Below are 21,875 nucleotides of genomic sequence, written 5' to 3'. Positions count from 1 at the left end.
GTCCCCTGCTGAGCTGGAGAGAGCATGAGCACCCCGACTCCCGTCGAGCACCTCGACGTCCTGATCGTGGGTGCCGGTCTCTCCGGCATCGGCGCCGCGTACTACCTGCAGCGCGACCACCCGCAGCGCAGCTTCGCGCTGCTGGAGGCGCGCGACGCGACCGGCGGCACCTGGGACCTGTTCCGGTACCCGGGCATCCGTTCGGACTCCGACCTGCACACCTTCGGCTACGAGTTCGCGCCGTGGCGGGACCCGCAGTCCATCGCCGGCGCCGACCGGATCCTCGACTACCTGCGCGGCACGGCGGCCGAGCACGGCATCGACGGCCATGTGCGCTTCCACTCCCGGGTGGTCGCCGCGTCGTGGTCGTCCGAGCAGGCGCGGTGGACCGTCGAGGTGGAGCGCACCGACACCGGCGAGCGGACCGCGCTCACCTGTGGCTGGCTGTTCGTCGCCGGCGGCTACTACCGCTACGACGAGGGCTTCACCCCACACTTCGAGGGACGGGAGAGGTTCACCGGCCAACTCGTGCACCCGCAGCACTGGCCCGAGGACCTGGACACCGCGGGCAAGCGCGTCGTCGTCATCGGCAGCGGGGCCACCGCGGTCACCCTCGTCCCGGCGCTGGCCGAGACGGCGGCGTCCGTCACCATGCTGCAGCGCACGCCCAGCTACGTCATGCCGGTCCCGGCCGAGGACAAGCTGGCCAACCGGCTGCGCCGGGTGCTGGGCGAGGAGCGTGCCCACCCGCTGATCCGCCGCAAGAACATCGCCAAGGGCCGGCTGGTCTGGCAGTTCTGCCAGCGGCACCCGGAGCGGGCCCGGAAGCTCATCCGCTGGGTCAACGCCAAGCAGCTCCCCGAGGGCTATCCGGTCGACGAGCACTTCAACCCGCCGTACGGCCCGTGGGACCAGCGGCTGTGCGCCGTCCCGGACGGCGACCTGTTCCGCGCGATCCGCGAGGACCGCGCCGAGGTCGTCACCGACCGGATCGTCACCTTCACCGAGACCGGGGTGCTGCTGGCGTCGGGCCGGGAGCTGCCGGCCGACGTGATCGTCACCGCCACCGGGCTGAACCTGCAGGCGTTCGGCGGCGTGCAGTTCACCGTCGACGGGAACGAGGTGCGGCTGCCCGAGACCGTCGCCTACAAGGGGATGATGCTCTCCGGCGTGCCGAACCTCGCCTTCGCGGTCGGCTACACCAACAGCTCCTGGACGCTGAAGATCGGGCTGCTCTGCGAGCACTTCACCCGGCTGCTCAGCCACCTGGACGCGCACGGGTACGACAGCGTCCGCCCCGAGCCCCGCGACCCGGACATGCCCACCCGACCGTTCCTCGACTTCGCCGCCGGTTACGTCCAGCGGGCGGTGCACCAGCTGCCGCGGCAGGGTGACCGGATGCCCTGGCTGACCTCGATGGACTACCGGTCGGACGTCAAGCTGCTCCGGGCCGACAGCGTCGTCGACCCGGAGCTCGTCTTCACCCGCAGCGGCGCGGCCGAGCAGGTGGCCGCGTGAGCGCCGCGGACCTGGACCGGTTCGTCGACCTGCCCGCCGGGCCGCGGCTGTGCTACCGCACCGACGGCCCGGACGACGGCGTCCCGCTGCTGCTGATCGCCGGCCTCGGCCTGGACCTCACCTCGTGGCCGCAGCGGATGGTCGACGGGTTCACCGGCTCCGGCTTCCGTGTCGTCCGCCTCGACAACCGCGACATCGGGCGGTCCAGCTCGAGCGGCACCCGATCTCCGGGGCGGCTGCGCCAGCTGCTGGCCCGGCCACGGCCGGACGCCTACGACCTCGCGGACATGGCGGCGGACACCCACGGGCTGCTGGAGCACCTGGACGTCGACCGCGCCCACCTGGTCGGCATGTCGATGGGCGGCATGATCGCCCAGACGCTGGCCGCACGGCACCCGGACCGGGTCGCCAGCCTGACGTCGATCTTCTCGACCACCGGCAACCGGCGGCTCGGGCAGCCGGCCCGCTCCACCCTGGCGCGGCTGGCCCAGGCGCCGGCGCGCACGGTCGAGGAGTCGGTCGAGCGTCACCTGTCCCTGCTGCGGCACATCGGCTCCCCCACCGCCCTGCCCGACGACGACCTCGAGCGGGCGTGGGCGCTGGGGCTGTGGGAGCGGGGCGGCGGCGTGCGCGCCCGGGCCGGTGTGCCGCGGCAGATCAGCGCGATCCAGGCCTCCGGCGACCGGACGGCGGAGCTGCGGCGGATCACCGCCCCCACCCTCGTCGTGCACGGGTCGGCCGACCGGATGGTGCACCCGAGCGGCGGCCGGGCCACCGCGGCCGCCGTCCCCGGCTCCCGGTTCGTCGAGCTCCCCGACCTGGGGCACCACCTGGCCCCCGGCGTCGTCGACCAGCTCGTCGACCTCACCACCGACCTCGCCCGCAGCACCGGCGCCCCGCTGGCGCCGCTGTCCCCGACAGGAGACCCCCGATGAGCAGCGTGCAGGGCAAGGTCGCCGTCGTCACCGGCGCCGGTTCCGGCATCGGCCGGCAGCTGGCCCTCGAACTGGCCCGGCGGGGTGCCCGGGTGGCGGTGTCCGACATCGACGAGGCCCGGGCGACCGAGACCGCAGCCCGCGCGCGGGCGCTGGGTGCGGAGGTGCACAGCGCCGTCCTCGACGTCGCCGACCGGGGCGCGGTGCTGGCGCACGCGGCCACGGTGGCCGGCCACTTCGGCGTCGTGCACCAGGTCTACAACAACGCCGGGGTCGCGGGCGGCAGCACGGTGCTGGAGAGCGAGTGGGCCGACTACGACCGCATCCTGGGCATCAACCTCTTCGGCGTCCTGCACGGCACCAAGGCGTTCCTCCCCCACCTGGTGGCCTCCGGCGACGGGCACGTGGTGAACGTGTCCAGCCTGAACGGGATCATGGGCCAGGCGTCGATCAACGCCTACAGCGCGAGCAAGTTCGCCGTCCGCGGGTTCACCGAGGCGCTGCGCAGCGAGATGCTGCTCGCCGGGCACCCGGTGCGGGTGACCGTCGTCCACCCCGGTGGCGTGCGCACCGACATCTCGAAGGCGGCGCTGGAGCACTCCCGGCAGCACGGTCTGGTCACGCCGGAGGACGAGGCGCGGGCGCGGATGTACGACGAGAAGCTGCTCCGGATGCCCGCCGAGCAGGCGGCCCGGATCATCGTCGACGGCGTCGAAGCGGGCCGGGCGCGGGTGCTGGTCGGCACCGACGCGAAGGTCGTCGACCTGCTGGTGCGGCTGCTCCCCGCCAGCTACCCGCGGCTGGCGGCCCTGGTCCAGCGGCGCGCGCTCCGGGCCTGCTCGGGCCTCGGTCCCTCACCCGAGCCGGGCGAGGGCGGGACGGTCGGTCGTCCGGGTGGCGTCGTGCTCCGGCACCGACGGTTCGGTCGTGCGAGCGACCAGGGCCAGGAGGGCCAGGGCGGCGACGACCCACCACGGGTTCGCGATCAGCGTCTCCTCCACCCCGGCCAGCGGGTCGGCCAGCCAGCCCAGCCGGTCCAGCGCCCAGGTCGTGGCGGCCACCAGCGCGATGAGCGCGCCGGTGGTGCGGACGGCGGGGTACCAGCGGGTGCGGGAGAGCAGGTACAGCGAGGGGAAGACCAGCGCGACGGTGAGCAGCTGGGCCAGCTCCACACCGACGTTGAACGCCAGCAGCGCGGGCACCGAGGTCACCCCGCCCAGCCCCAGGTCGGTGAGGATGCCGGCGAACGCCAGCCCGTGCACCAGACCGAACCCCCCGGCCACCAGCACCTCGCCGCGGCGGGCCAGCGGGCGCAGCGCGTGCACGGCGGCGACCCCCACCGACACCGCGATCAGCACTTCGACCGGCGCGCTGGGCGCGGTCACCCAGCCCAGCGCCGAGGCCAGCAGGGTCAGCGAGTGCCCGACGGTGAAGGCGGTGACCACGGCCAGCACCGAGCGTGCGGTGGGCCGCATCCCGTCCCGCCGGCGCCACCGGCCGGCGACGGCGGCCACCGGTGCGACCAGGAGCAGGGTGAGCAGGAACAGCAGGTGGTCGGCGCCCTCCAGCACGTGGTGCAGCCCGTACCCGACCATGTCGGTCAGTCCGGTGCCCAGGGCCCCGGGGTCGCCGACGGTGAGGGTGTCGTCGGTGGCGGTGAGCACGCCCGCCGTCGAGATCTCCCCGGCGGCGTCGGTCAGCACGACCACCGCCTCGTGCGAGGCGTCGGCGGCGATGACGCCGTCGTAGCCGAGGGTGAACGCGGACGGGTCGGCGCCGCCGGGGTCCAGCACGACGTCGACGCGGTAGGAGTCGATGCCCTCCACCGTCTCGCGCACCACCGAGGACCAGGTCTCGGGCCAGGTGCTGCCGTCGCTGCCGGTGACGGTCAGGTGCTCGGCGAGGTAGCCGGCCACCTCCGCATCGGTCGCCGGGCCGCCGAGCACCGTGTCGAGGGTGTCGGCGGCGACGGAGACGGTCGCCTCGACGGACTCCTCGCCGACCCGCACGGCCAGGGTGCTGCTGGTGAGGCTGTGCGCCTGGGCGGTGCCCGCGGTGAGCAGGGCCAGACCACCGGTCAGCACCCCGGTCAGGGCGGTGACGGCCAGGGCACGGGTGGGACGCGTCGTCATGGTGTCCACCGTGGCCGGGCCGGCTGTGCGGTGGCTGAGGACGTCGTGTGCATCCGTCCAGGCAGTGCTCAGGAAGCGCACAGGCAGCGCACGTGGCGCACAGAGCCCCGGGGGTCAGCGTGGTCGGCACATCCCCCGGTCGTCCTCCGACGACCCGACCGACAGGACTCCACCGTGAAGATCCGCACGACCGTCGCCGCCCTGGCCCTCTCCGTCTCCCTCGCCCTCCCGCTGGCCGCCTGCGGGACCGCCGACGACTCGGCCGCCGCCAGCACGTCGACCACCTCCACGGAGTCGACCACCTCCACCGACTCGACGTCCGAGACGACCGGCTTTGGCGGCGGGATGCCAGGCGGCGGTCAGGGTGGCCCCGGCGGGTCCGTCGACGTCTCCTCGGTGACCACGGAGGAGCAGCTCGTCGAGCTCGTCCAGGACGCCTACGGCGACCCCGGCCTCGACCTGCACCGCGGTCACCAGCCGGTGGAGGACGTCCTCGACGAGGTGCTCGGCATCTCCCACGAGGAACTGCACGTCCGGATGGACGCCGGGCAGGGCCTGGCCGAGGTCGCCGAGGACCTCGGCGTCAACCCGCAGGAGCTCATCGACGGCATGGTCGCGAAGTACGGCGTGGCGATCGACACGCTGCTGGCCGACGGCACGATCACCCAGGAAGAGGCCGACCAGTACCTCGCCGACCTCGAGGCGGCCTTCGAGTTCCGGGTCACCTGGGACGGCGAGGAGGCGACGCCGACGTACTCCGGCCTGGACGCCTGATCCCGGGACCCCGCACCCGACCGGCGTGCAGGGGCTGACAGCGGCGGGACGTGCCACGATCCCGTATGTGGAGTCCTCGTCGCTGGACCAGGTGCGTCAGCAGGTCATCGCGTCTTCGGCCGAGGCGGTGGTCGCGGCCAGCGGGCAGCGGGCCCGGGAGGTCGCGGAGCTCGGCGTCTTCCTCTCCCTCGCCGAGCACCCGCAGCCGGGCGAGGGGCTGCTGGCCGGTGTCCCGCTCGCGGTCAAGGACAACCTGGACACCCGCGACCTGCCCACCACCGGCGGGACGCCGGCCCTCCGGGACTCCCGGCCGGGGCGGGACCACCACGCCTTGGCACGACTGCGCGAGGCCGGCGCGGCCGTGATCGGCAAGACGAACCTGCACGAGCTCGCCCTCGGCATCACCAGCAACAACGCGGCCTTCGGGCCGGTGCGCAACCCGCACGACCCGACCCGCTCGGCCGGGGGCTCCTCGGGCGGGTCCGCCGTCGCGGTGGCGACCGGGGTCGTGCCCATCGCCCTGGGCACCGACACCGGCGGGTCGCTGCGGGTGCCGGCGGCGCACTGCGGGGTCGTGGGGTGGCGTCCCACGACCGGTCGCTGGGGCACCGGCCGGACCGTCCCGATCTCCCGCACCCGGGACACCGCGGGCGTGCTCGCCACCTCGGTCGCCGACGCGGCGCTCGTCGACGAGGTCGTGACCGGCGAGCCCGCCGCGGCGGCGTCCGGCCGCCCGCTGCGGCTGGGCGTCCCCCGGGAGGGCTTCTACGACGACCTCCACCCGGAGGTCGCCCGCTGCACCGAGGAGGCGCTCGACCGCCTGGCCGCCGCCGGCGTCGAGCTGGTCGAGGTCCAGGTCGTCGGCGGGCACACGCTGGACGCGGAGTGCGGCTTCCCGATCGTCTTCTTCGAGATCGCGCAGGACCTGCCGGCCTACCTGGCGACGCTGCCCGGCCCGGAGAGCGGGCTCACGCTGGCCGACGTGCTGGCGCAGGTGGCGTCGCCGGACGTCCGGGGTGCGCTCGAGGCCGTGTTGAGCGGGGTCGTCACCGAGGAGGTCTACCGGGAGGCGATGGCCACCCGCGACCGGCTGCGCGCCGCCTACGCCGCGGCCCTCCAGCCCGCCGGCGTCCAGCGGCTGGACGCGCTCGTCTACCCCACCGTGCCCCTGCCCCCTCCCCCACTGGGGGACGACGACACGACCGAGCTCAACGGGCATCAGGTGCCGGTCTTCCTGACCACCATCCGGAACACCGGGCCCGGCTCGACCGCGGGCATGCCCGCCATCTCCCTGCCGGCCGGGACGACGCGCGCCGGCCTCCCGATCGGGATCTCGCTGGAGGCCCTGCCCGGCGAGGACGCCGCCCTGCTGGCCAGCGCCCGGCTGGTCGAGGCCGCCCTGGACCGTGGCCGGGCCACGGTCAGCTGAGCAGCCGCGTGCTCACCGCTGCGCCGCCGGGCGGAGGACGATCTCGTTGACGTCGACCTCCGCGGGCTGGGCGAGCGCGTAGGAGATCGCGCCGGCCACGGCGTCGGCCGGGATGGCGTTCGCCCGGTAGCTGCGCATCAGCTCCTGGGCCCCGGGGTCGGAGATGGTGCCGGCGAGCTCGGACTCGGTCACGCCCGGGGTGATCGTGGTGACCCGGATGCTCGGGTCGGCCTCCTGGCGCAGCCCCTCGGTGATCGCCCAGGCCGCGTACTTCGTGCCGCAGTAGACCGCGGCCGTCGGCGACACCGCGTGCGCGCCGATCGAGGCGAGGGTGACCAGGTGGCCACTGCCCTGCCGCTGGAAGTGCGGGAGGACCGCAGCGATGCCGTACAGCAGGCCGCGGACGTTGACGTCGATCATCCGGTCCCACTCGTCGACGAGCAGCGCGTCAAGCCGGGACAGCGGCATCAGCCCGGCGTTGGCGACCAGGACGTCCAGCCGGCCGTGCCGGTCGACGATGCCCGCGACCGCTGCGGCCGTCGCCGCCCGGTCGGTGACGTCGAGCTCCAGCGGCTCGACCCGGCCGCCGGTCGCGGCGCACTCGGTGGACAGCTGGGTGAGCCGCTCGGTGCGGCGCGCGGCTGCGACGACGAGGTGTCCCTCGGCAGCGAGCCGCCGGGTGGTCGCCGCGCCGATGCCGCTGCTGGCGCCGGTGACGAGCACGACCCGCGCGGCGACCGGGGTGGTGGTGGTCATGGTGTTCCTCCTGCGTCTGGGGTGTGGCTTCACCGTCGTCCGGCGCGATCGGCTCCGGGGTGCCGCGGTCCTCCTGGGTGCACGGCACCCACCCGGGCGCGTTCCGCGGGCCCTACGGTCGAGGGCATGTCAGCAGGCGAGCTGGGTGAGTTCCTCCGCGCGCACCGCGCGCTGGTCACGCCCGCGCAGGTGGCCCTCGCGCCGGGGCTGAACCGTCGGGTGCCGGGGCTGCGGCGCGAGGAGGTCGCGCTGCTGGCGGGGGTGAGCGTCGACTACTACGTCCGGCTGGAGCAGGGCCGCGAGCGGCGCCCGTCGGTGCAGGTGCTGGACGCGCTCAGCGGCGTGCTGCTGCTCGACGACGACGCCCGGCTGCACCTCTACCGGCTGGCCGACATCGCACCCCGGCCGGTCACCGACCCGTCCCCGGAGCGCGTCGACCCCGACCTCGTGCAGCTCATGGACGCCTGGCCGGAGAACCCCGCGTTCGTGCTCGGCCGCACCTACGACGTGCTGGCCCGCAACCGACTGGGCGCGGTGCTCCTCGCGCCGTTCACCCACTCGGACAACCTGCTGCTCAACGTGTTCCTCGACCCGGCCGCCCGGCGGTTCTACGCCGACTGGTCGCGGGCGGCGGTCAACACCGTCGCCGGCTTCCGGCTGCAGTCCGGGGCGGTGCCCGGTGATCCGCGTGCCCGGCACCTCGTCCGCCACCTGACCGACCAGAGCCCCGACTTCGCCCGCATCTGGGCCCGGCAGGAGGCGCGGGGGAAGAGCGCGGAGGTCAAGACGTTCCTGCACCCCGACGTGGGCCGGCTGACCCTGCGGATGCAGACCCTCGACGTCCGCAGCTCCCCGGGGCAGCAGCTCGTCGTCTACCTCGCCGAGCCCGGCTCCACCGACGCGGACGCCGTCCGGCTGCTCGGCACGCTCGCCGCCGACCGGGAGCAGGGAGTGCGCGAGCGCTGACACCACCCGACGGGGACGGCGATGCTGCCCCCGGCGCGGCGGGTGACACGCTGCTCCGGATGACCGACGAGGTGAGCATCGACGTGCGCCGGCGGACTCAGACGTTCGAGACCGCCCGCTGCGCCGTGCTGTACCCGGCGATCGCCGAGGCGGCGCACCGGGTGGGCGCAGCTGCTGTCGGCCTGGTCGACGTGGGCTGCTCGCCCGGGCTGGACCTCCAGGTCGACCGGGTGGGCCTCACGTACGGCAACGGCCAGGTGCTGGGCGACCCCTCGTCCCCCGTGCAGCTGTCGGCGTTGCTCCGCGGAGACCGGCGGCTCCCGGCACGGGCGATCCCCGACGTCGTCGCCCGGATCGGCATCGATCGCGATCCGCTCGACGTCACCGACGCCGCCGTCGTCCGCCGGCTGCACGCCTGCCTGGCGCCGGGTCAGCCGGAGCAGGCTGCGAGGCTCGACGTGGAGCTGGCGCTGGCGGCGACGGCCCCACCGCTCCTGCTGCGCGGCGACCCCGTCGAGCTGCTCCCCGAGGCCGTCGCCCGGGTGCCCGCCGACGCCCTGGCGGTGGTCACCACGACGTGGGCGCTGTCGCAGCTGCCGCTGGAGCAGCGCCTGCGCTTCCTGCACCGGCTCGACGACGCGGCGGCCGGTCGCCCGGTGGCGTGGGTCTCCGCCGAGGGGGTCGGGGTCGCGCCGGCGGTCCCGACCCTCGGCGACCGCCGCGCGTCCGGCCACAGCATCATCGGCCTGGCCCTGGTCGAGCAGTCGACGCTGCGGGCCGAGGCCGTCGGCCGCTGCTGGTCCCGCGGCCGCCTGCTGTCCTGGCTGGCCCCTGCCGGGTCGCCGACACCGTGACGCGAGGCGTGCTCGGCCAGGTCAGCGGGCAGGTCCGGCGCTGCGACCTGGGCTGCCCGTCGACCTGCGCAGGATGAGCTCCGAGGGCACGACCAGTTCCGGGGCGTGGTCCCGGGGCTGCTCCATCGAGTTCAGCAGGATCTCCACCGCCGCACGCCCGACGTCGGCGTGCGCACCGCCGAGCGTGGTCAGGGTCGGCGTGCACAGGTCGGCGGCGAAGATGTCGTCGAACCCGACCACGCTCACGTCCGCCGGCACCTGGACACCGCGGTCCGCCAGCCGCCGCAGGACCCCGATGGCCAGCAGGTCGTTGTGCGCGATGGCCGCCGTCGCGCCGGTGGTCAGCGCCGCATCGGCGGCCGCGCCCCCGCTCGCCACGGTGGGGGCGAAGGGGCCCATCCGCTGCGCGCGCAGACCCAGCTCCGCCGCGGCCCCGCGGATGGCCGCCCAGCGGCTCGCCGCCATCCACGAGCTCCGCGGGCCGGCGAGGTAGACGACCGAGCTGTGCCCGAGGGACGCCAGGTGGCCGACCATCTGCCGGCACCCCTCGGCGTGCTCCAGGACGACGCTGGCCAGACCGGGCACCCGGCGGTTGACCACGACCACCCGGTGGCTGGCCGCCAGCTGCAGCAGGTCCTCCTCCGGCTGACGGCTGGCGGCGAGCAGGAAGCCGTCGACCGACCGGGTCAGCCGGTGGATCTGCTCGAGCTCGATCCGCGGCGACTCCTCCGCGTTGACCAGCACGAGCGTGTAGCCGGAGGCCTTGGCCCGCATCTCCGCGCCCCGGATGAGCTCGAAGAAGTGCGGGTTCGTGATGTCGGAGACCACCATCGCCACGGTCCGGGTCCGGCGGGACACCAGCGCCCGGGCGTGCGGGTTGGGCTGGTACCCGAGCCGGCGGGCCACCTCGAGGACGTGCTCCCGGGTCGCCGCCCCGACCCGGTCGGGGTTGCTGAAGGCCCGCGACACCGTGGAGGTCGCGACGCCGGCGGCCTGGGCGACGTCGTAGATCGTCGAGCTCCTCATCTGCACATCACGGTCAGGTTACGAGGGCATGGCAACAAATGGCAACCGTTTGCCGTGGCACCTGACGGCTTCGTACGGTCCCCCGGTGCTGTGACGGGCAGCACAAGGGCAGAGAGAGGTTGGCGATGACCGGAGCTCACGGAGGGACCACCGCCCGGCGCAGACCGGCGTGGATCTCGGTGATCACGAAGGTGGAGCTCGGGCTGGCCGCGACGGCGCTGGCGGTGCTGTTCCTGCTCGTGCTCGTGCAGGCCGCCCAGCGCTACCTGCCGGTCGGCGGCTGGTCGTGGACCGGCGAGCTGGCGCGGTTCTGCCTGGTGTGGGTCACGTTCACGGTGGCCGGGGTGCTCGTCACCACCGACTCCCACATCGCGCTGCAGCTGGTCGACAACGTGAAGAACCCGAAGGTCGTCCGCTTCGTGCGGGTCCTGGCCAGTGCGATCGTCGCTGTCATCGGCGCCGGCTTCGCGGCCGAGGCGTGGGAGCTGATGTCCTCGCAGGGGCAGCTCAAGTCGCCGTCCCTGCGCATGCCGCTGACCTTCCTGTACCTCTTCCCCTTCCTCGGCTTCCTCAGCACCGCCGTCCGGGGCGCCGTGGCCGCGGTGGTCTTCGCCGTCCGCGGCGTGCCGGCTCCGGTCGGGACGACGGAGGTGCGGCCGGCATGAGCCTCCTGCTGCTGACCCTCGCGATCGTCGCCCTGCTCTTCGTCCGCGTCCCGGTGGCGTTCGCCTTCCTCGGCCCCTCGCTGGCCTACATGCTGCTGACCGGGCAGTCCCTCGGCCTCAGCCTGCGGCTGATCGTCAACGCGACGGCGAGCTTCCCGCTGCTGGCCGTGCCGCTGTTCATCCTGCTCGGCGTCATCGCCAACCGGGGCGGCATCGCCGACCGGCTCTTCGACTTCGCCCTGGCGCTGCTGGGCCGGGTGCGCGGCGGGCTGGGCTACGTGAGCGTCGGCGTCAGCCTCGGGTTCTCCTGGATGAGCGGCTCGGCCGTGGCCGACGCCGCCGCCCTGGGGAAGATCCAGATCCCGGCCATGGTGCGCAACGGTTACCCGCTCCGCTTCGGGCTGGGCGTCACCGGCGCGGCCTCGCTGATCGCCCCGGTGATGCCGCCGAGCATCCCCGCGGTCATCTTCGCCGGGCTGGCCGCGGTCTCGACCGGTGGGCTGTTCGCCGCCTCCGTCGTGCCGGCGCTGCTGATGGCCTTCGGCCTGTGCGTCGTCGTCTTCTTCCTGGTGCGGAAGCAGCCCGACATCGTCCGGACCGACTTCTCGATGCGCCAGCTGGTCGTCACCGGACGACGGGTGATCGGCCCGATCCTCGCCCCGGTGATCATCCTGGGCGGCATCCTGGGCGGCTTCTTCACGCCCACCGAGGCGGCCGCCGTCGGCGTCGCCTACATGCTGGTGCTCTGCCTGGCCTACCGGAGCCTGAAGGTCCGGGAACTGCCCAAGGTGCTCACCGAGACCGTGACGACGACCGGGGCGATCATGCTGATCGTCTCCTCCGCGTCGCTGCTCGGCTACATCCTCGCCCGCGAGCGGGTTCCCCAGCTGCTGGCCGAGAACGTCTTCGGGTTCACCGAGAACGCCACGGTCTTCCTGCTGATGACCGCGATCCTGATGCTCGTCCTGGGCACGGTGGTGGACCCGACCGCCGTCCTGGTGCTGGTGGTGCCGATCCTGCTGCCGATCAGCGCCAGCTTCGGGGTCGACCCGATCGTGCTCGGCGTGCTGATGATCGTCGCGTTGATGATCGGGCTGCTGACCCCACCGGTCGGCACCGTGCTCTACGTCCTCAGCTCGGTGGCCGAGACGAAGGTCAGCGAGGTCTTCCGCGGCTGCCTGCCGTTCATGGTCCCGCTCGTCGTGATCCTCGGCCTGATCATCGCCTTCCCCGACGCCGTCCTCTGGCTGCCGGGGGTGCTGGGCCTGTGACCGACTCGCCACCGCAGACGGGCGCCCCCGCTCCGCGCCGGTCCTTCCTCGCCGGGCTCCTCGGTCAGGGCATCGGGCCGTCGCTCTCCCCCGAGCTGCACGAGCGGGAGGGCGCCCGGCAGGGCCTGCGCTACACCTACAAGACCGTCGAGCTGCCGGACGACGCCCTGCAGCCCGACCACCTGCGGAGCCTGCTGCGCGCCGCGGTCGAGCTCGGCTTCGACGGGCTCAACGTCACCCACCCGGTCAAGCAGGTGATGGCGCCGCTGGTCGACGAGCTGGCTCCGGAGGCCGCCGCCATCGGCGCGATCAACACGATCGTGATCGAGGACGGGCGCACCCGGGGTCACAACACCGACGTGACCGGCTTCGGCGCCGCCCTGCAGGCCGGGCTGCCCGGGGTCCCGCTCGAACGGGTCGTCCTGATCGGGGCGGGCGGTGCGGGGGGCGCCGTCGCGCACGCCCTCGTCAGCCAGGGCGTCCAGCAGCTGTCGGTGGTGGACCGCGACGCGGTACGGGCCGAGCAGCTGATCGGCGGGCTGGCGGCAGCCGGCAGCCAGGTGCCGGCGGCGGTCTTCCCGCCGGAGGAGCTGCCGGGCCTGCTCGCCGACGCCTCGGGCCTGGTCAACGCCACCCCGATGGGGATGGCGGCCCACCCCGGCACCCCGGTGCCCGTCGACCTGCTGCGCGCCGACCTCTGGGTCGCCGACATCGTCTACCGCCCGCTGCTGACCCAGCTCGTGCGGGAGGCGACCGCCCGCGGGTGCCGGGTGATGACCGGTGCCGGGATGGCCGTCAACCAGGCGGCCGACTCCTTCGAGCTGTTCCTCGGCCGGGCCGCGGCGCGACCGGCCATGTTCGCCGACTTCGACCAGCTGGTCGCCGCCGAGATCGACGCCTGACCCGACCCCACCCCTGCAGGACCGCTCCACCAGCACCGACCGAGCACGTGATCCCAACGAAGGGAAAGACCATGCCCAACCGTCCCCTCCCCAAGCGCCCGTTCCTCGCGGCCTCCGCCCTGCTCCCGCTCCTGCTCGCCACCGCCTGTGGCGGCGACGACGCGGGCGGCGGGGACTCCGGCGGTGGCGGCGGCGAGGTGGAGCTGACGCTCGCGCACAGCTACACCGAGGCCCAGCCGCAGCACCGCTGCGGTGCGCAGGTCATCGCCGACGAGGTCGAGGCCGCCGACGTCGGCGTGACTGTGGAGCTCTTCCCGAGCAGCCAGCTCGGTGGTGACGCCGACCGCATCCAGTCGGTGATCTCCGGTGACATCGACCTCGACATCCAGGGCGCCTCGGCGCTCGGGGCGGTCCACGAGCCGATGAGCGTCGTCGACGCGGCCTACGCCTTCGACGACGGCGAGCACCTCGCCCGGTTCTTCGGCAGCGACGCCTCCGACGAGCTGACCCAGGGGTTCGCCGACTCCACCGGTGCCAGCGTGCTCGGTGCCTGGTCCGCAGGCGCGCGGCACTTCACCGCCGGCCAGGCGATCCGCGAGCCCGCCGACCTGGAGGGCCTGCGGATGCGGTTCCCCAACTCGCCGCAGTACCTGATGAACGCCCGCGCCCTGGGCGCGGACCCGACCGAGGTGGCCTACGAGGAGCTGTACCTGGCTCTGCAGCAGGGCATCGTCGACGGTCAGGAGAACCCGATCGTCAACATCGACGCGCAGAACCTCGGCGAGGTGCAGGACTACCTGAGCCTGTCCGCCCACCAGGAGAACTCCAACCTGGTCATCGCCGGCCCGGGGGTCGAGGAGCTGTCCGACGAGCAGCGGGAGGCGCTCGACGCCGCGGTCGCGGCAGCCGTCGAGCAGGTGCCCGAGTGCGTCGCGGAGGACGAGCAGCAGGTCCTCGACGAGTGGACCTCCGGCGGCGAGTTCGAGGTCGTGGAGGACGTGGACGTCGACGCCTTCCGCACCCAGGCCGAGGAGTACCTGCGGGCCAACCTGAGCGAGGAGCAGCTCAGCGTCTACGAGGCCATCCGCGACTCGGCCGAGTGACCGACGCTCTCCGCACCCACCCCCGGGGCGACTCCGCGCAGGAGCGCCCCGGGGCGGTGGTGCAGACCTTCCGCGGCCCGGTGCACCCCGAGCAGCTCGGGTCGACCCTGGTGCACGAACACGTCTTCGTCGGCAGCCCGGAGCTCGACCTCAACCACCCGCACCCGGAGTGGGAGCCGGACACCGCCGTCGACCGGGCCGTCACCGCCCTGACCCGGTTGCGCGACCTCGGCGTCCGCACGGTGGTCGACCTGACCGTTCTGGGCCTCGGCCGGGACGTCGCCCGGCTGCTGCCCGTGGCCGAACGCGCCCCGGTGCACCTGATCGCCTCGACCGGCTACTACACCGCCGACGTGCTGCCACCCTTCTTCCGCACCCACGGGCCGGGGCTGCTGGTCGACGGCCCCGACCCGCTCATCGAGTTCTTCCTGCACGACATCGAGGAGGGCATCGCCGGCACCGGCGTGCGGGCCGGGATGCTCAAGGTCGTCACCGACGAGGAGGGCATCACCGAGGACGTCGCCCGGGTGATGACCGCCGCCGCGGTGGCCGCCCTGCAGACCGGCGTCCCGATCACCACGCACAGCCGGCCGGCGCTGCGCAACGGGCTGGACCAGCAGGCGTTCCTGCGGAAGCGCGGCGTGCCGCTCGACCGCGTGGTCATCGGCCACTCCGGGGACACCGAGGACCTGACCTACCTCCGGGTGCTGATGGACGCCGGCTCGACCATCGGCATGGACCGGTTCGGCATGGAGCACGTCCTGCCCGACGAGCGCCGGGTCGCCACCGTGCTGGCGCTGCTGCGGCTCGGGTACGCCGACCGGATGGTGCTCTCGCACGACGCGGCCTGCTTCAGCCGCGTCACGCCACCGTCGTGGCGCGCCGCCCGCGCACCGCACTGGCGCTTCGAGAACATCCCGACCCGGGTGGTCCCGATGCTGCTCGCCGGCGGGGCCACCGAGGACGACGTCCACCAGATGACGGTGGTCAACCCGGCCCGACTGCTCACGCCGCACCCGAGGAGGACGTCATGAGCTCGGTGCTCGTGCTGAACGGCCCGAACCTGGACCTGCTCGGCACCCGCAAGCCGGAGGTGTACGGCTCGGCGACACTGGCCGACGTCGAGCAGCTGTGCCGGGTGCGGGCGGCCGAGCTGGGGCTGGACGTGGAGTTCCGGCAGTCCAACCACGAGGGTCAGCTCATCGACTGGGTGCACGAGTGGGGCCGGCGCGTCCGGGACGGCCAGGCCATCGGCGCCGTCTACAACCCGGGCGCCCACGCGCACACCTCCATCGCCCTGCGGGACGCGATCGAGGGGGTGGAGCTGCCGGTGGTCGAGGTGCACATCTCGAACGTGCACGCCCGCGAGCAGTTCCGGCACCACTCCCACATCTCCCCGGTGGCCCGGGGAGTCGTCGTCGGGCTCGGCGTCCTCGGCTACCCCCTGGCGCTGACCGGCCTCGCCGAGCTGGCCCGACAGCCCCGCTGACCGCGGGCCCCCGGCATCAGCCGGCGGCCAGCCGGCGGGCGCGCGCCCGGGGGTGTTCGAGCATCTCGTCGACCAGGCCGTGCAGCCGGTGCAGCCGGGCGGTGGGGTCGTCGGTGAGCACGCCGACGGAGTCGTCGCCGCCGAGCGCGACCGGGACGTGCGGCGGGAGGGTGGCGAGCAGCCCGGCCGTGGCCGCACCCGCACGCTCGACCTGCCGGGCGCTGAGCCGGACGTACCCGAGGGACTCACCGAGCACGTCGACGGCTGCCTCGACCTCGGCCGGGGTGCAGCTGTCCACCGGCACGTCCAGGACGACGCCGCCACCACTGGGACGCACGACGGCCGCCGCGCCGGCGAGCAGGTCCGGGCGGTCGACCGGCAGCGGCGCGAGCAGCGGCAGGAGCCGGTACGGCCGGGCCTGCTCGACCAGCCGGCCGAAGACGTCGACCTGCTCGGCGAGACCCTGCCCCGCGGCGGCGTCCGGGCCGAACCGGGCCGTCACGTGGCGGGCCCCGAACCGGGCGCCCAGGTCCAGCACCCGCCCGTGGGTGGCGTGCACGTGGTCGTCGGGCAGGCTGCCGCCGAGCTGGACCCGGCCGACGTCGAGCACCGTCACCCGGGTCTCCAGCAGCTCCTCGACGAGCCGCTGCAGGTTCCGTTCGCCCGCCCCGCCGGACCACCAGGGCTCCACCTCGGCCACGGCGCCGACGTGCAGGCCGATCGAGTCCCAGCCGGTGCCGGCCAGCAGCTCGGTGAGCTCGACGGGACTGCGAGGGTGCACCACGGACTGGTGCACGGCCAACCGGTTCACGACACGTCCGTCCTCTCGATCCTGGCGGGGCCGACCGGCGTTCCCGCCGGCACGGCCGGCGCGCGCCGCTGACGGCGGTGGGCGGTCATCCGGACCGGCGCATCGGCGTTCCCGTACCCGTCGTAGCCGCCCAGCCGCTGCACGACCATGACGAAGAGCCGGTCGCCGAGCACCTCGGTGGCCAGGTGCAGGCAGGCGCCGTGCGCGTCCTCCTCGTACAGCAGGCCGTGCTCGCGGACGGCCGCCAGCAGGTCGGCCGGGAGGTCGAACCGGGCCTCGAGGTCGTCGGCGTAGTTCTCCGGCAGCCGGAGCAGCGGGGCGCCGGCGGCTCGCAGCCGCTCCGCCGTCGCCACGACGTCGTCGGTGGCGAAGGCGAGGTACTGGGGTTCGAGGACCCGGGGAGCCCAGCCGCCGCGGCGCAGTGAGGAGGCGGAGAGCGTCAGCCGCACCGCCCGGTCGGGCCCGGTCACCGCCCGGGTGCGCACCAGCCCGAAGGGCGCGGCCAGCTCGGTGACCTGCTGCGGCTCCAGGCCGAGCACCGCCCGGTAGAACAGCCCGGCCTCGTCGAAGGCGTCGAAGGGCTGGGTCAGGGCGACGTGGTCGATGCCGGTGAGGCCGGCGCCCGGCGCGGGTGGGGCACCGGTGGGCAGGAAGTCGGCCGGCCAGCCGTCGGGCCCGGTGCGCGTGAAGAACACCTCGGTGCCGTCCGGCGCGGCCACCGCGGACAGCTCGGCCTCGGCCGCGCCGCGCGTCCGCGGCAGCACCGGCGCGCTCATCGCCTCGGCGCGCACGGCCGAGCGCCCCGGGTCGCTGCTCTCCAGCCCCAGCGCGGAGACCGCGGCCTCCCCGGGCGCGCCGGGCCGGACGACGGAGGCGTTGAGCAGCACCCGCGCCGCCCCCTGCTCCCAGAGCTGCACCGGCTTGGACCGGTGCTGACCGGTGTGGGTGAACCCCAGGGCGGTCAACGCCTGCCCGACCTGCGGCCCGGAGACCCCGTCGACGGCCAGCTCGGTGAACGACCAGCCGGACAGCTCCGGTGCGGCCGGCGGCGGGCGGAGGCCGGCGGCGGGGTCGACCAGCGCGAGCGCCTCCTCGAGCCACTGCAGCGAGCGCATGGCGTCCACGGCGGTCCGGGCCGGGTCGGACTGGCGGTACACGTCGTTGAACACCTCCAGCGACAGCGGCCCGCGGTAACCGGTCGCGAGCACGGCGCCGAGGAAGCCGGGCAGGTCGAAGGCGCCCTGCCCGGGGAAGAGCCGGTGGTGCCGGCTCCACTGCAGCACGTCCATGGTCAGCTGCGGGGCGTCGGCGAGCTGGAGGAAGAAGACCTTCTCCCCCGGCACCGCGGCGAAGCCGCTCGGGTCCCCGCCGCGGGAGAGCACGTGGAAGCTGTCCAGGCACAGCCCGAGCGCAGCGACGTCGGCCCGGCGGACGGCGTCCCAGGAGGCGTCCCAGGTCGAGACGTGCCGGCCCCAGGCGAGCGCCTCGTAGGCGATCCGCAGGCCGCGCAGCTCGGCCCGGGCCGCGGCGGTCGACAGCTGCTCGGCGAGCTGGTCGACGTCGGCGACGGCGTCGGGAGCGACCGAGGAGCAGACCAGCACGGTGTCCACGCCGAGCGCGCCCATCACGTCGAACTTCCGCTCGGCACGCCGCAGGTTGGCGGCGAACCGCGCGGGGTCGGTCGAGTCCAGGTCCCGGAAGGGCTGGTACAGGTCGATCGACAGGCCGAGGTCGGCGCAGCGGGTGGCCACTTCGGCCGGGGACCACGGGGAGGCGATCAGGTCGGGCTCGAACACCTCGATGCCGTCGAAGCCCGCGGCCGCCGCCGCGGTGAGCTTGTCCTCCAGGGTCCCAGACAGGCAGACCGTGGCGATCCCCCGGCGCGGCCGCGCGGAGGGGGTGGCGCCGTCTGCGGGACGGGCTGGTGGCATGGACCCTGCTCTCCTATGTACCAAGCGGTGAGTTACCGACACCCGACCACATCGGACGGCGGTGCGCCAGTCCCCGCCGACGCCGGGCACCCGGTCGCCGCAGCCGCTCGGCGCGGGGTGTGCATAGGCTCCGCCGGACGCCCGCCCACGCAGGAGGAGACCGTGACCGCGCCCCGCCCGAACAGCGAGCTCGGCACCGACACGGCCACGGCGCGCCCGGTGGAACGCACCCGGGACGCCGACCGGACCCGGGCAGAGATCCTCGCCGTGGCCACCGCGGAGTTCGCCGACCGCGGGTACGCCGGGGCCCGGGTCAACGAGATCGCCGACAAGCTGAGCACCACCAAGCGGATGATCTACTATTACTTCGGCGGCAAGGAGCAGCTCTACGTCGCGGTGCTGGAGCAGGCCTACGGCCGGATCCGCGCGCTGGAACAGCAGGTGGACGTCGAGCACCTCGAGCCGGTGGCGGCGCTCCGCGAGCTGGCCGGGCTCACCTTCGACCACCACGAGGCGCACCCGGAGTTCATCCGGCTGGTGAGCATCGAGAACATCCACCGGGCCGAGCACCTGGCCGGCTCCCCGGCACTGGCCGGCCTGGCCGCCCCGGCGGTCGACGTCCTGGGCGCCATCCTGCAGCGCGGCCGGGAGGACGGGCTGTTCCGGGACGACGTCGACGCGCTCGACGTGCACCAGGTGATCAGCGCGTTCTGCGTGTTCCGGACCGCCAACCGGCACACCTTCCGGGCCATCTTCGACCGCGACATGCTCGACCCGGCGACCCGCGCCCACCAGCGGAAGCTGCTCGGCGACCTCGTGGTGGCCCACCTCACCACACGCTGAGCCCCGGGCGGTGCGACGCTCGGCAGGACACGTGCACCGGCCCCGGCGACCACTCGCCGGGGCCGTCCGACGGCGTGCACGACCGACAGGAGACACCGAACACGTGACTGCGACAGCCGGACCACGACAGGCCCTCGTCGTGGGCGCCACGGGGATCGTCGGCCAGAACCTGGCGGAGCGACTGACCGCCCAGGGGTGGGAGGTCCACGGGCTCTCCCGCAGCGGGCGGGCCCCCGGCGCGGGCGTGCACCCCGTGCAGGCGGACCTGGCCGACCCCGCCGGACTGGCGACCGCGCTGGCGGGCCTGACGCCCGAGCTCGTCGCGATCACCGCCTGGACCCGGCAGGCCACGGAGGCGGAGAACATCGCGGTCAACGGCGCCGCCGTCCGCAACGTGCTGCAGGCGCTCGAGCCGGCCGGGTCGGTGCGGCACGCGGCGCTGATGACCGGGCTGAAGCACTACCTCGGCCCGTTCGAGGCCTACGCGCAGGGCGAGATGCCGGACACGCCCTTCCACGAGGACGAGCCCCGTCTGGACGCGCCGAACTTCTACTACGCGCAGGAGGACGAGCTCTTCGCCGCCGCCGCCCGCGCCGGGTTCACCTGGAGCGTCCACCGGTCGCACACGGTGTTCGGCTTCGCCGTGGGCAACGCGATGAACATGGTGCTGACGCTGTCGGCGTACGCCGCGATCTGCAAGCAGACGGGCCGGCCGTTCGTGTTCCCCGGGTCGAGCACCCAGTGGAACAGCGTGACCGACGTGACCGACGCCGACCTGCTGGCCGACCAGATCATCTGGGCCGCCGCCACCGAGGCCGGACACGACCAGGCCTTCAACACCGTCAACGGCGACGTCTTCCGCTGGCGCTGGCTGTGGCCGCAGATCGCCGCCCACTTCGGCCTGGAGTGGGAGGGCCACGAGGGACGGGTCCGCCCGCTCACCGAGAGCATGGCCGGCACCGAGGACGTCTGGGCCGGGATCGCCGCGGAGCACGGGCTGGTCGAGCCCGACCTCGGCCGGATCGCCTCCTGGTGGCACACCGACAGCGACCTCGGCCGGGAGATCGAGGTGCTGACCGACATGAACAAGAGCCGCAAGGCCGGCTTCACCGAGAGCCGGGACTCCCGCGACAGCTTCTTCCGCTACGTCGAGCGGTACCGCGCGGCGCGGATCATCCCCTGACGGGTCCGGCGGGCGCGGCACGCCGCGACGCGAACCGGGGCAGCGAGACGCGGACGGCGGTGGCGACGAGGCGGCGACGGGCCGGCGGTGGGAGTGCTCGGGCGACGCGCAGCATCGTGGCCGCGATGGACGTCGGTGCGGACCCGACGTCGAGGTAGGCCACCCACGCCTGCTCCGGGAGGCTGAAGAAGGCCTGGAAGAAGGCGTCGGTCTCTGCCTCGTCCAGATCGAGGAGGACCTCACGCCCCAGGCCGAGCATGCCGAGGGTCGCGCGTTGCCGCGCACTGCGGACCAGTGCCCGCACCGCGGCTGCATCGGCCCCGGCCAGCACGGCGTCGGCGATCGCGCTGCCCGCCCGCAGTGAGGTGGCGACGCTGTACCCGGTCGCCGGGTGCACCAGCCCGGCGGCCGCCCCGATGGGCACGCCGACGGATCGTCGGACGGCGGCGTCCAGGGGGATCGCCACCCGTTCCGGACGGTCGGCGGTGCGCAGACCGGCCTCGGCGATCAGCCGGTGCAGGCGGTCGCGCAGGTGCGGCAGTGCCACCGGCGGCCGGGCAGCCAGGGAGGTGGCCTCCAGCAGGGTCGTGCCGTCGTCCAGGCCCATCCCGTACAGGAAGGCGGGCGGCTGTGCGACGCCGTCCTCGCGCAGCACCGCCCAGTCCATGAGCAGTGCACCCCCGTCCGGGACCAGGCCGCCGAGGTCTCCGGTGACCCGTTCCCCCCAGGCCCGCTGGTGGGCGCTGCCGGGACCGCCGCCGCGGGCGTCGACGACGATGCCGCCGGTGAGGGTGCTGCCGTCGGTGAGCGTCACGACCTGACCAGCCGGGTCCTGGTGGACGGCGGCGACCGACCCGGTGCGGGTCGCACCGCCACCGGCGCGCAGCTGACCGAGCAGGAGACCGTGCACGACGTCGTTGTGGAGCCGGGCGTAGGCACGACCGATGTCCTGGCTCCCGGAGGTGGTGCGCACCACGGTGACCGGATACCGGCGACCCAGCGGCGGAGGTCCCTCCGTCCGGGCCGTGTCGCCGAGCAGCGCCGTGGTCACGGCATCGAGCTCGTCGGCCCACATGCCGTAGGTCTGGTGCCAGGGCCGCAGGTGGGGGGCGACCACCACCACGCCCAGCCCCCGAGCGGCGCAGGCGGCAGCGACCGACAGCCCGGCCGGCCCGGCGCCGGCGACGACCACGTCCCAGTGCGGTCGCGGCGCGACGGGGTTCACGAGCGCTCGACGTGCGCGGGCGATGAGGTGCGCCGGCAGGACGGGGCATGCGTGTCCCGTCG

General features: G+C 74.2%; 21 protein-coding genes and 1 pseudogene. 14 read left to right on the top strand and 8 right to left on the bottom strand.

Annotated features, from left to right (window positions below; genetic code table 11):
- The first annotated feature begins 24 nt into the window (after positions 1–24).
- The 3 genes and pseudogenes from O2W15_RS21460 to O2W15_RS21450 form a co-directional block, all read left to right on the top strand.
- Positions 25–1,518: a flavin-containing monooxygenase gene (locus O2W15_RS21460; protein WP_269180909.1), complete on the top strand. Its 1,494-nt coding sequence runs from the start codon at positions 25–27 to the stop codon at positions 1,516–1,518.
- Positions 1,515–2,453, top strand: coding sequence for an alpha/beta fold hydrolase (locus O2W15_RS21455; protein WP_269165001.1), 939 nt, complete (start codon positions 1,515–1,517; stop codon positions 2,451–2,453). The genes O2W15_RS21460 and O2W15_RS21455 overlap by 4 nt, the downstream gene beginning before the upstream one ends.
- Positions 2,450–2,989: pseudogene (locus tag O2W15_RS21450) on the top strand (SDR family NAD(P)-dependent oxidoreductase); the annotation flags it as partial. The gene O2W15_RS21455 and the pseudogene O2W15_RS21450, both read left to right, overlap by 4 nt.
- Here O2W15_RS21450 and O2W15_RS21445 read toward each other — a convergent pair.
- The 3 genes from O2W15_RS21445 to O2W15_RS21435 form a co-directional block, all read right to left on the bottom strand.
- A complete protein-coding gene (locus O2W15_RS21445) occupies positions 2,911–3,198 on the bottom strand; it encodes a hypothetical protein (RefSeq protein ID WP_269180908.1) in 288 nt (95 codons plus the stop codon). The pseudogene O2W15_RS21450 and the gene O2W15_RS21445 overlap by 79 nt on opposite strands.
- 109 nt (positions 3,199–3,307) lie before the next feature.
- Positions 3,308–4,585: a HupE/UreJ family protein gene (locus tag O2W15_RS21440; RefSeq protein WP_269180907.1), complete on the bottom strand. Its 1,278-nt coding sequence runs from the start codon at positions 4,583–4,585 to the stop codon at positions 3,308–3,310.
- A gap of 114 nt (positions 4,586–4,699) precedes the next feature.
- Positions 4,700–5,416, bottom strand: coding sequence for a hypothetical protein (locus O2W15_RS21435; RefSeq protein ID WP_269180906.1), 717 nt, complete (start codon positions 5,414–5,416; stop codon positions 4,700–4,702).
- Between the two features lie 10 nt (positions 5,417–5,426).
- Between O2W15_RS21435 and O2W15_RS21430 the strand changes: the two genes are divergently transcribed.
- A complete protein-coding gene (locus O2W15_RS21430; protein ID WP_269180905.1) occupies positions 5,427–6,788 on the top strand; it encodes an amidase family protein in 1,362 nt (453 codons plus the stop codon).
- A 12-nt stretch (positions 6,789–6,800) separates the two neighbouring features.
- Here the strand turns inward: O2W15_RS21430 and O2W15_RS21425 are convergent, their stop codons facing one another.
- Positions 6,801–7,544 carry an SDR family oxidoreductase gene (locus tag O2W15_RS21425; RefSeq protein ID WP_269165006.1) on the bottom strand — a complete coding sequence of 248 codons (744 nt, stop codon included), beginning with the start codon at positions 7,542–7,544 and terminating at the stop codon, positions 6,801–6,803.
- Between the two features lie 126 nt (positions 7,545–7,670).
- Here O2W15_RS21425 and O2W15_RS21420 point away from each other — a divergent pair, with 126 nt between their 5' ends.
- Together O2W15_RS21420 and O2W15_RS21415 are read left to right on the top strand one after the other, a co-directional pair.
- Positions 7,671–8,510 (top strand): helix-turn-helix domain-containing protein, encoded by an 840-nt coding sequence (locus tag O2W15_RS21420; RefSeq protein WP_269165007.1) that lies wholly within the window; start codon positions 7,671–7,673, stop codon positions 8,508–8,510.
- Positions 8,507–9,364 carry a DUF2332 domain-containing protein gene (locus O2W15_RS21415; protein ID WP_269181058.1) on the top strand — a complete coding sequence of 286 codons (858 nt, stop codon included), beginning with the start codon at positions 8,507–8,509 and terminating at the stop codon, positions 9,362–9,364. Before O2W15_RS21420 ends, O2W15_RS21415 begins: the two co-directional genes overlap by 4 nt.
- A gap of 21 nt (positions 9,365–9,385) precedes the next feature.
- Here the strand turns inward: O2W15_RS21415 and O2W15_RS21410 are convergent, their stop codons facing one another.
- Positions 9,386–10,390 (bottom strand): LacI family DNA-binding transcriptional regulator, encoded by a 1,005-nt coding sequence (locus O2W15_RS21410; RefSeq protein ID WP_269165008.1) that lies wholly within the window; start codon positions 10,388–10,390, stop codon positions 9,386–9,388.
- 179 nt (positions 10,391–10,569) lie between these two features.
- On the opposite strand from O2W15_RS21410, the gene O2W15_RS21405 reads away from it, so the two are divergent.
- The 6 genes from O2W15_RS21405 (at position 10,570) to aroQ (ending at position 15,820) form a co-directional block, all read left to right on the top strand.
- Entirely contained in the window at positions 10,570–11,055 is a 486-nt protein-coding gene (locus O2W15_RS21405; protein ID WP_269180904.1) for a TRAP transporter small permease, read from the top strand.
- Positions 11,052–12,326 carry a TRAP transporter large permease gene (locus O2W15_RS21400; RefSeq protein ID WP_269180903.1) on the top strand — a complete coding sequence of 425 codons (1,275 nt, stop codon included), beginning with the start codon at positions 11,052–11,054 and terminating at the stop codon, positions 12,324–12,326. The genes O2W15_RS21405 and O2W15_RS21400 overlap by 4 nt, the downstream gene beginning before the upstream one ends.
- Positions 12,323–13,228 (top strand): shikimate dehydrogenase, encoded by a 906-nt coding sequence (locus O2W15_RS21395; RefSeq protein ID WP_269180902.1) that lies wholly within the window; start codon positions 12,323–12,325, stop codon positions 13,226–13,228. The genes O2W15_RS21400 and O2W15_RS21395 overlap by 4 nt, the downstream gene beginning before the upstream one ends.
- Positions 13,229–13,299: 71 nt before the next feature.
- Positions 13,300–14,331 (top strand): DctP family TRAP transporter solute-binding subunit, encoded by a 1,032-nt coding sequence (locus O2W15_RS21390; protein WP_269180901.1) that lies wholly within the window; start codon positions 13,300–13,302, stop codon positions 14,329–14,331.
- The gene (locus O2W15_RS21385) at positions 14,328–15,365 is read left to right on the top strand and encodes a phosphotriesterase family protein (protein ID WP_269165013.1); all 1,038 of its coding nucleotides are present in this window, start codon (positions 14,328–14,330) and stop codon (positions 15,363–15,365) included. Before O2W15_RS21390 ends, O2W15_RS21385 begins: the two co-directional genes overlap by 4 nt.
- A complete protein-coding gene (aroQ, locus tag O2W15_RS21380) occupies positions 15,362–15,820 on the top strand; it encodes a type II 3-dehydroquinate dehydratase (RefSeq protein ID WP_269165014.1) in 459 nt (152 codons plus the stop codon). The genes O2W15_RS21385 and aroQ overlap by 4 nt, the downstream gene beginning before the upstream one ends.
- A gap of 16 nt (positions 15,821–15,836) precedes the next feature.
- Here the strand turns inward: aroQ and O2W15_RS21375 are convergent, their stop codons facing one another.
- The gene (locus O2W15_RS21375) at positions 15,837–16,631 is read right to left on the bottom strand and encodes a hypothetical protein (protein ID WP_269180900.1); all 795 of its coding nucleotides are present in this window, start codon (positions 16,629–16,631) and stop codon (positions 15,837–15,839) included.
- The gene (locus tag O2W15_RS21370) at positions 16,628–18,562 is read right to left on the bottom strand and encodes a bifunctional sugar phosphate isomerase/epimerase/4-hydroxyphenylpyruvate dioxygenase family protein (RefSeq protein WP_269180899.1); all 1,935 of its coding nucleotides are present in this window, start codon (positions 18,560–18,562) and stop codon (positions 16,628–16,630) included. Before O2W15_RS21370 ends, O2W15_RS21375 begins: the two co-directional genes overlap by 4 nt.
- 162 nt (positions 18,563–18,724) lie before the next feature.
- On the opposite strand from O2W15_RS21370, the gene O2W15_RS21365 reads away from it, so the two are divergent.
- Positions 18,725–19,405 carry a TetR/AcrR family transcriptional regulator gene (locus O2W15_RS21365; RefSeq protein WP_269180898.1) on the top strand — a complete coding sequence of 227 codons (681 nt, stop codon included), beginning with the start codon at positions 18,725–18,727 and terminating at the stop codon, positions 19,403–19,405.
- A gap of 103 nt (positions 19,406–19,508) precedes the next feature.
- Positions 19,509–20,588 carry an SDR family oxidoreductase gene (locus tag O2W15_RS21360; RefSeq protein ID WP_269180897.1) on the top strand — a complete coding sequence of 360 codons (1,080 nt, stop codon included), beginning with the start codon at positions 19,509–19,511 and terminating at the stop codon, positions 20,586–20,588.
- Here O2W15_RS21360 and O2W15_RS21355 read toward each other — a convergent pair.
- Positions 20,578–21,813 (bottom strand): lycopene cyclase family protein, encoded by a 1,236-nt coding sequence (locus O2W15_RS21355; protein WP_269180896.1) that lies wholly within the window; start codon positions 21,811–21,813, stop codon positions 20,578–20,580. The two genes, O2W15_RS21360 and O2W15_RS21355, sit on opposite strands and share 11 nt — an antisense overlap.
- Positions 21,814–21,875 lie beyond the last annotated feature (62 nt).

It is taken from the genome of Modestobacter sp. VKM Ac-2979 (assembly GCF_026967995.1).
GTDB lineage: Bacteria > Actinomycetota > Actinomycetes > Mycobacteriales > Geodermatophilaceae > Modestobacter.
This window is presented reverse-complemented; position numbering and strand designations above follow the sequence as displayed.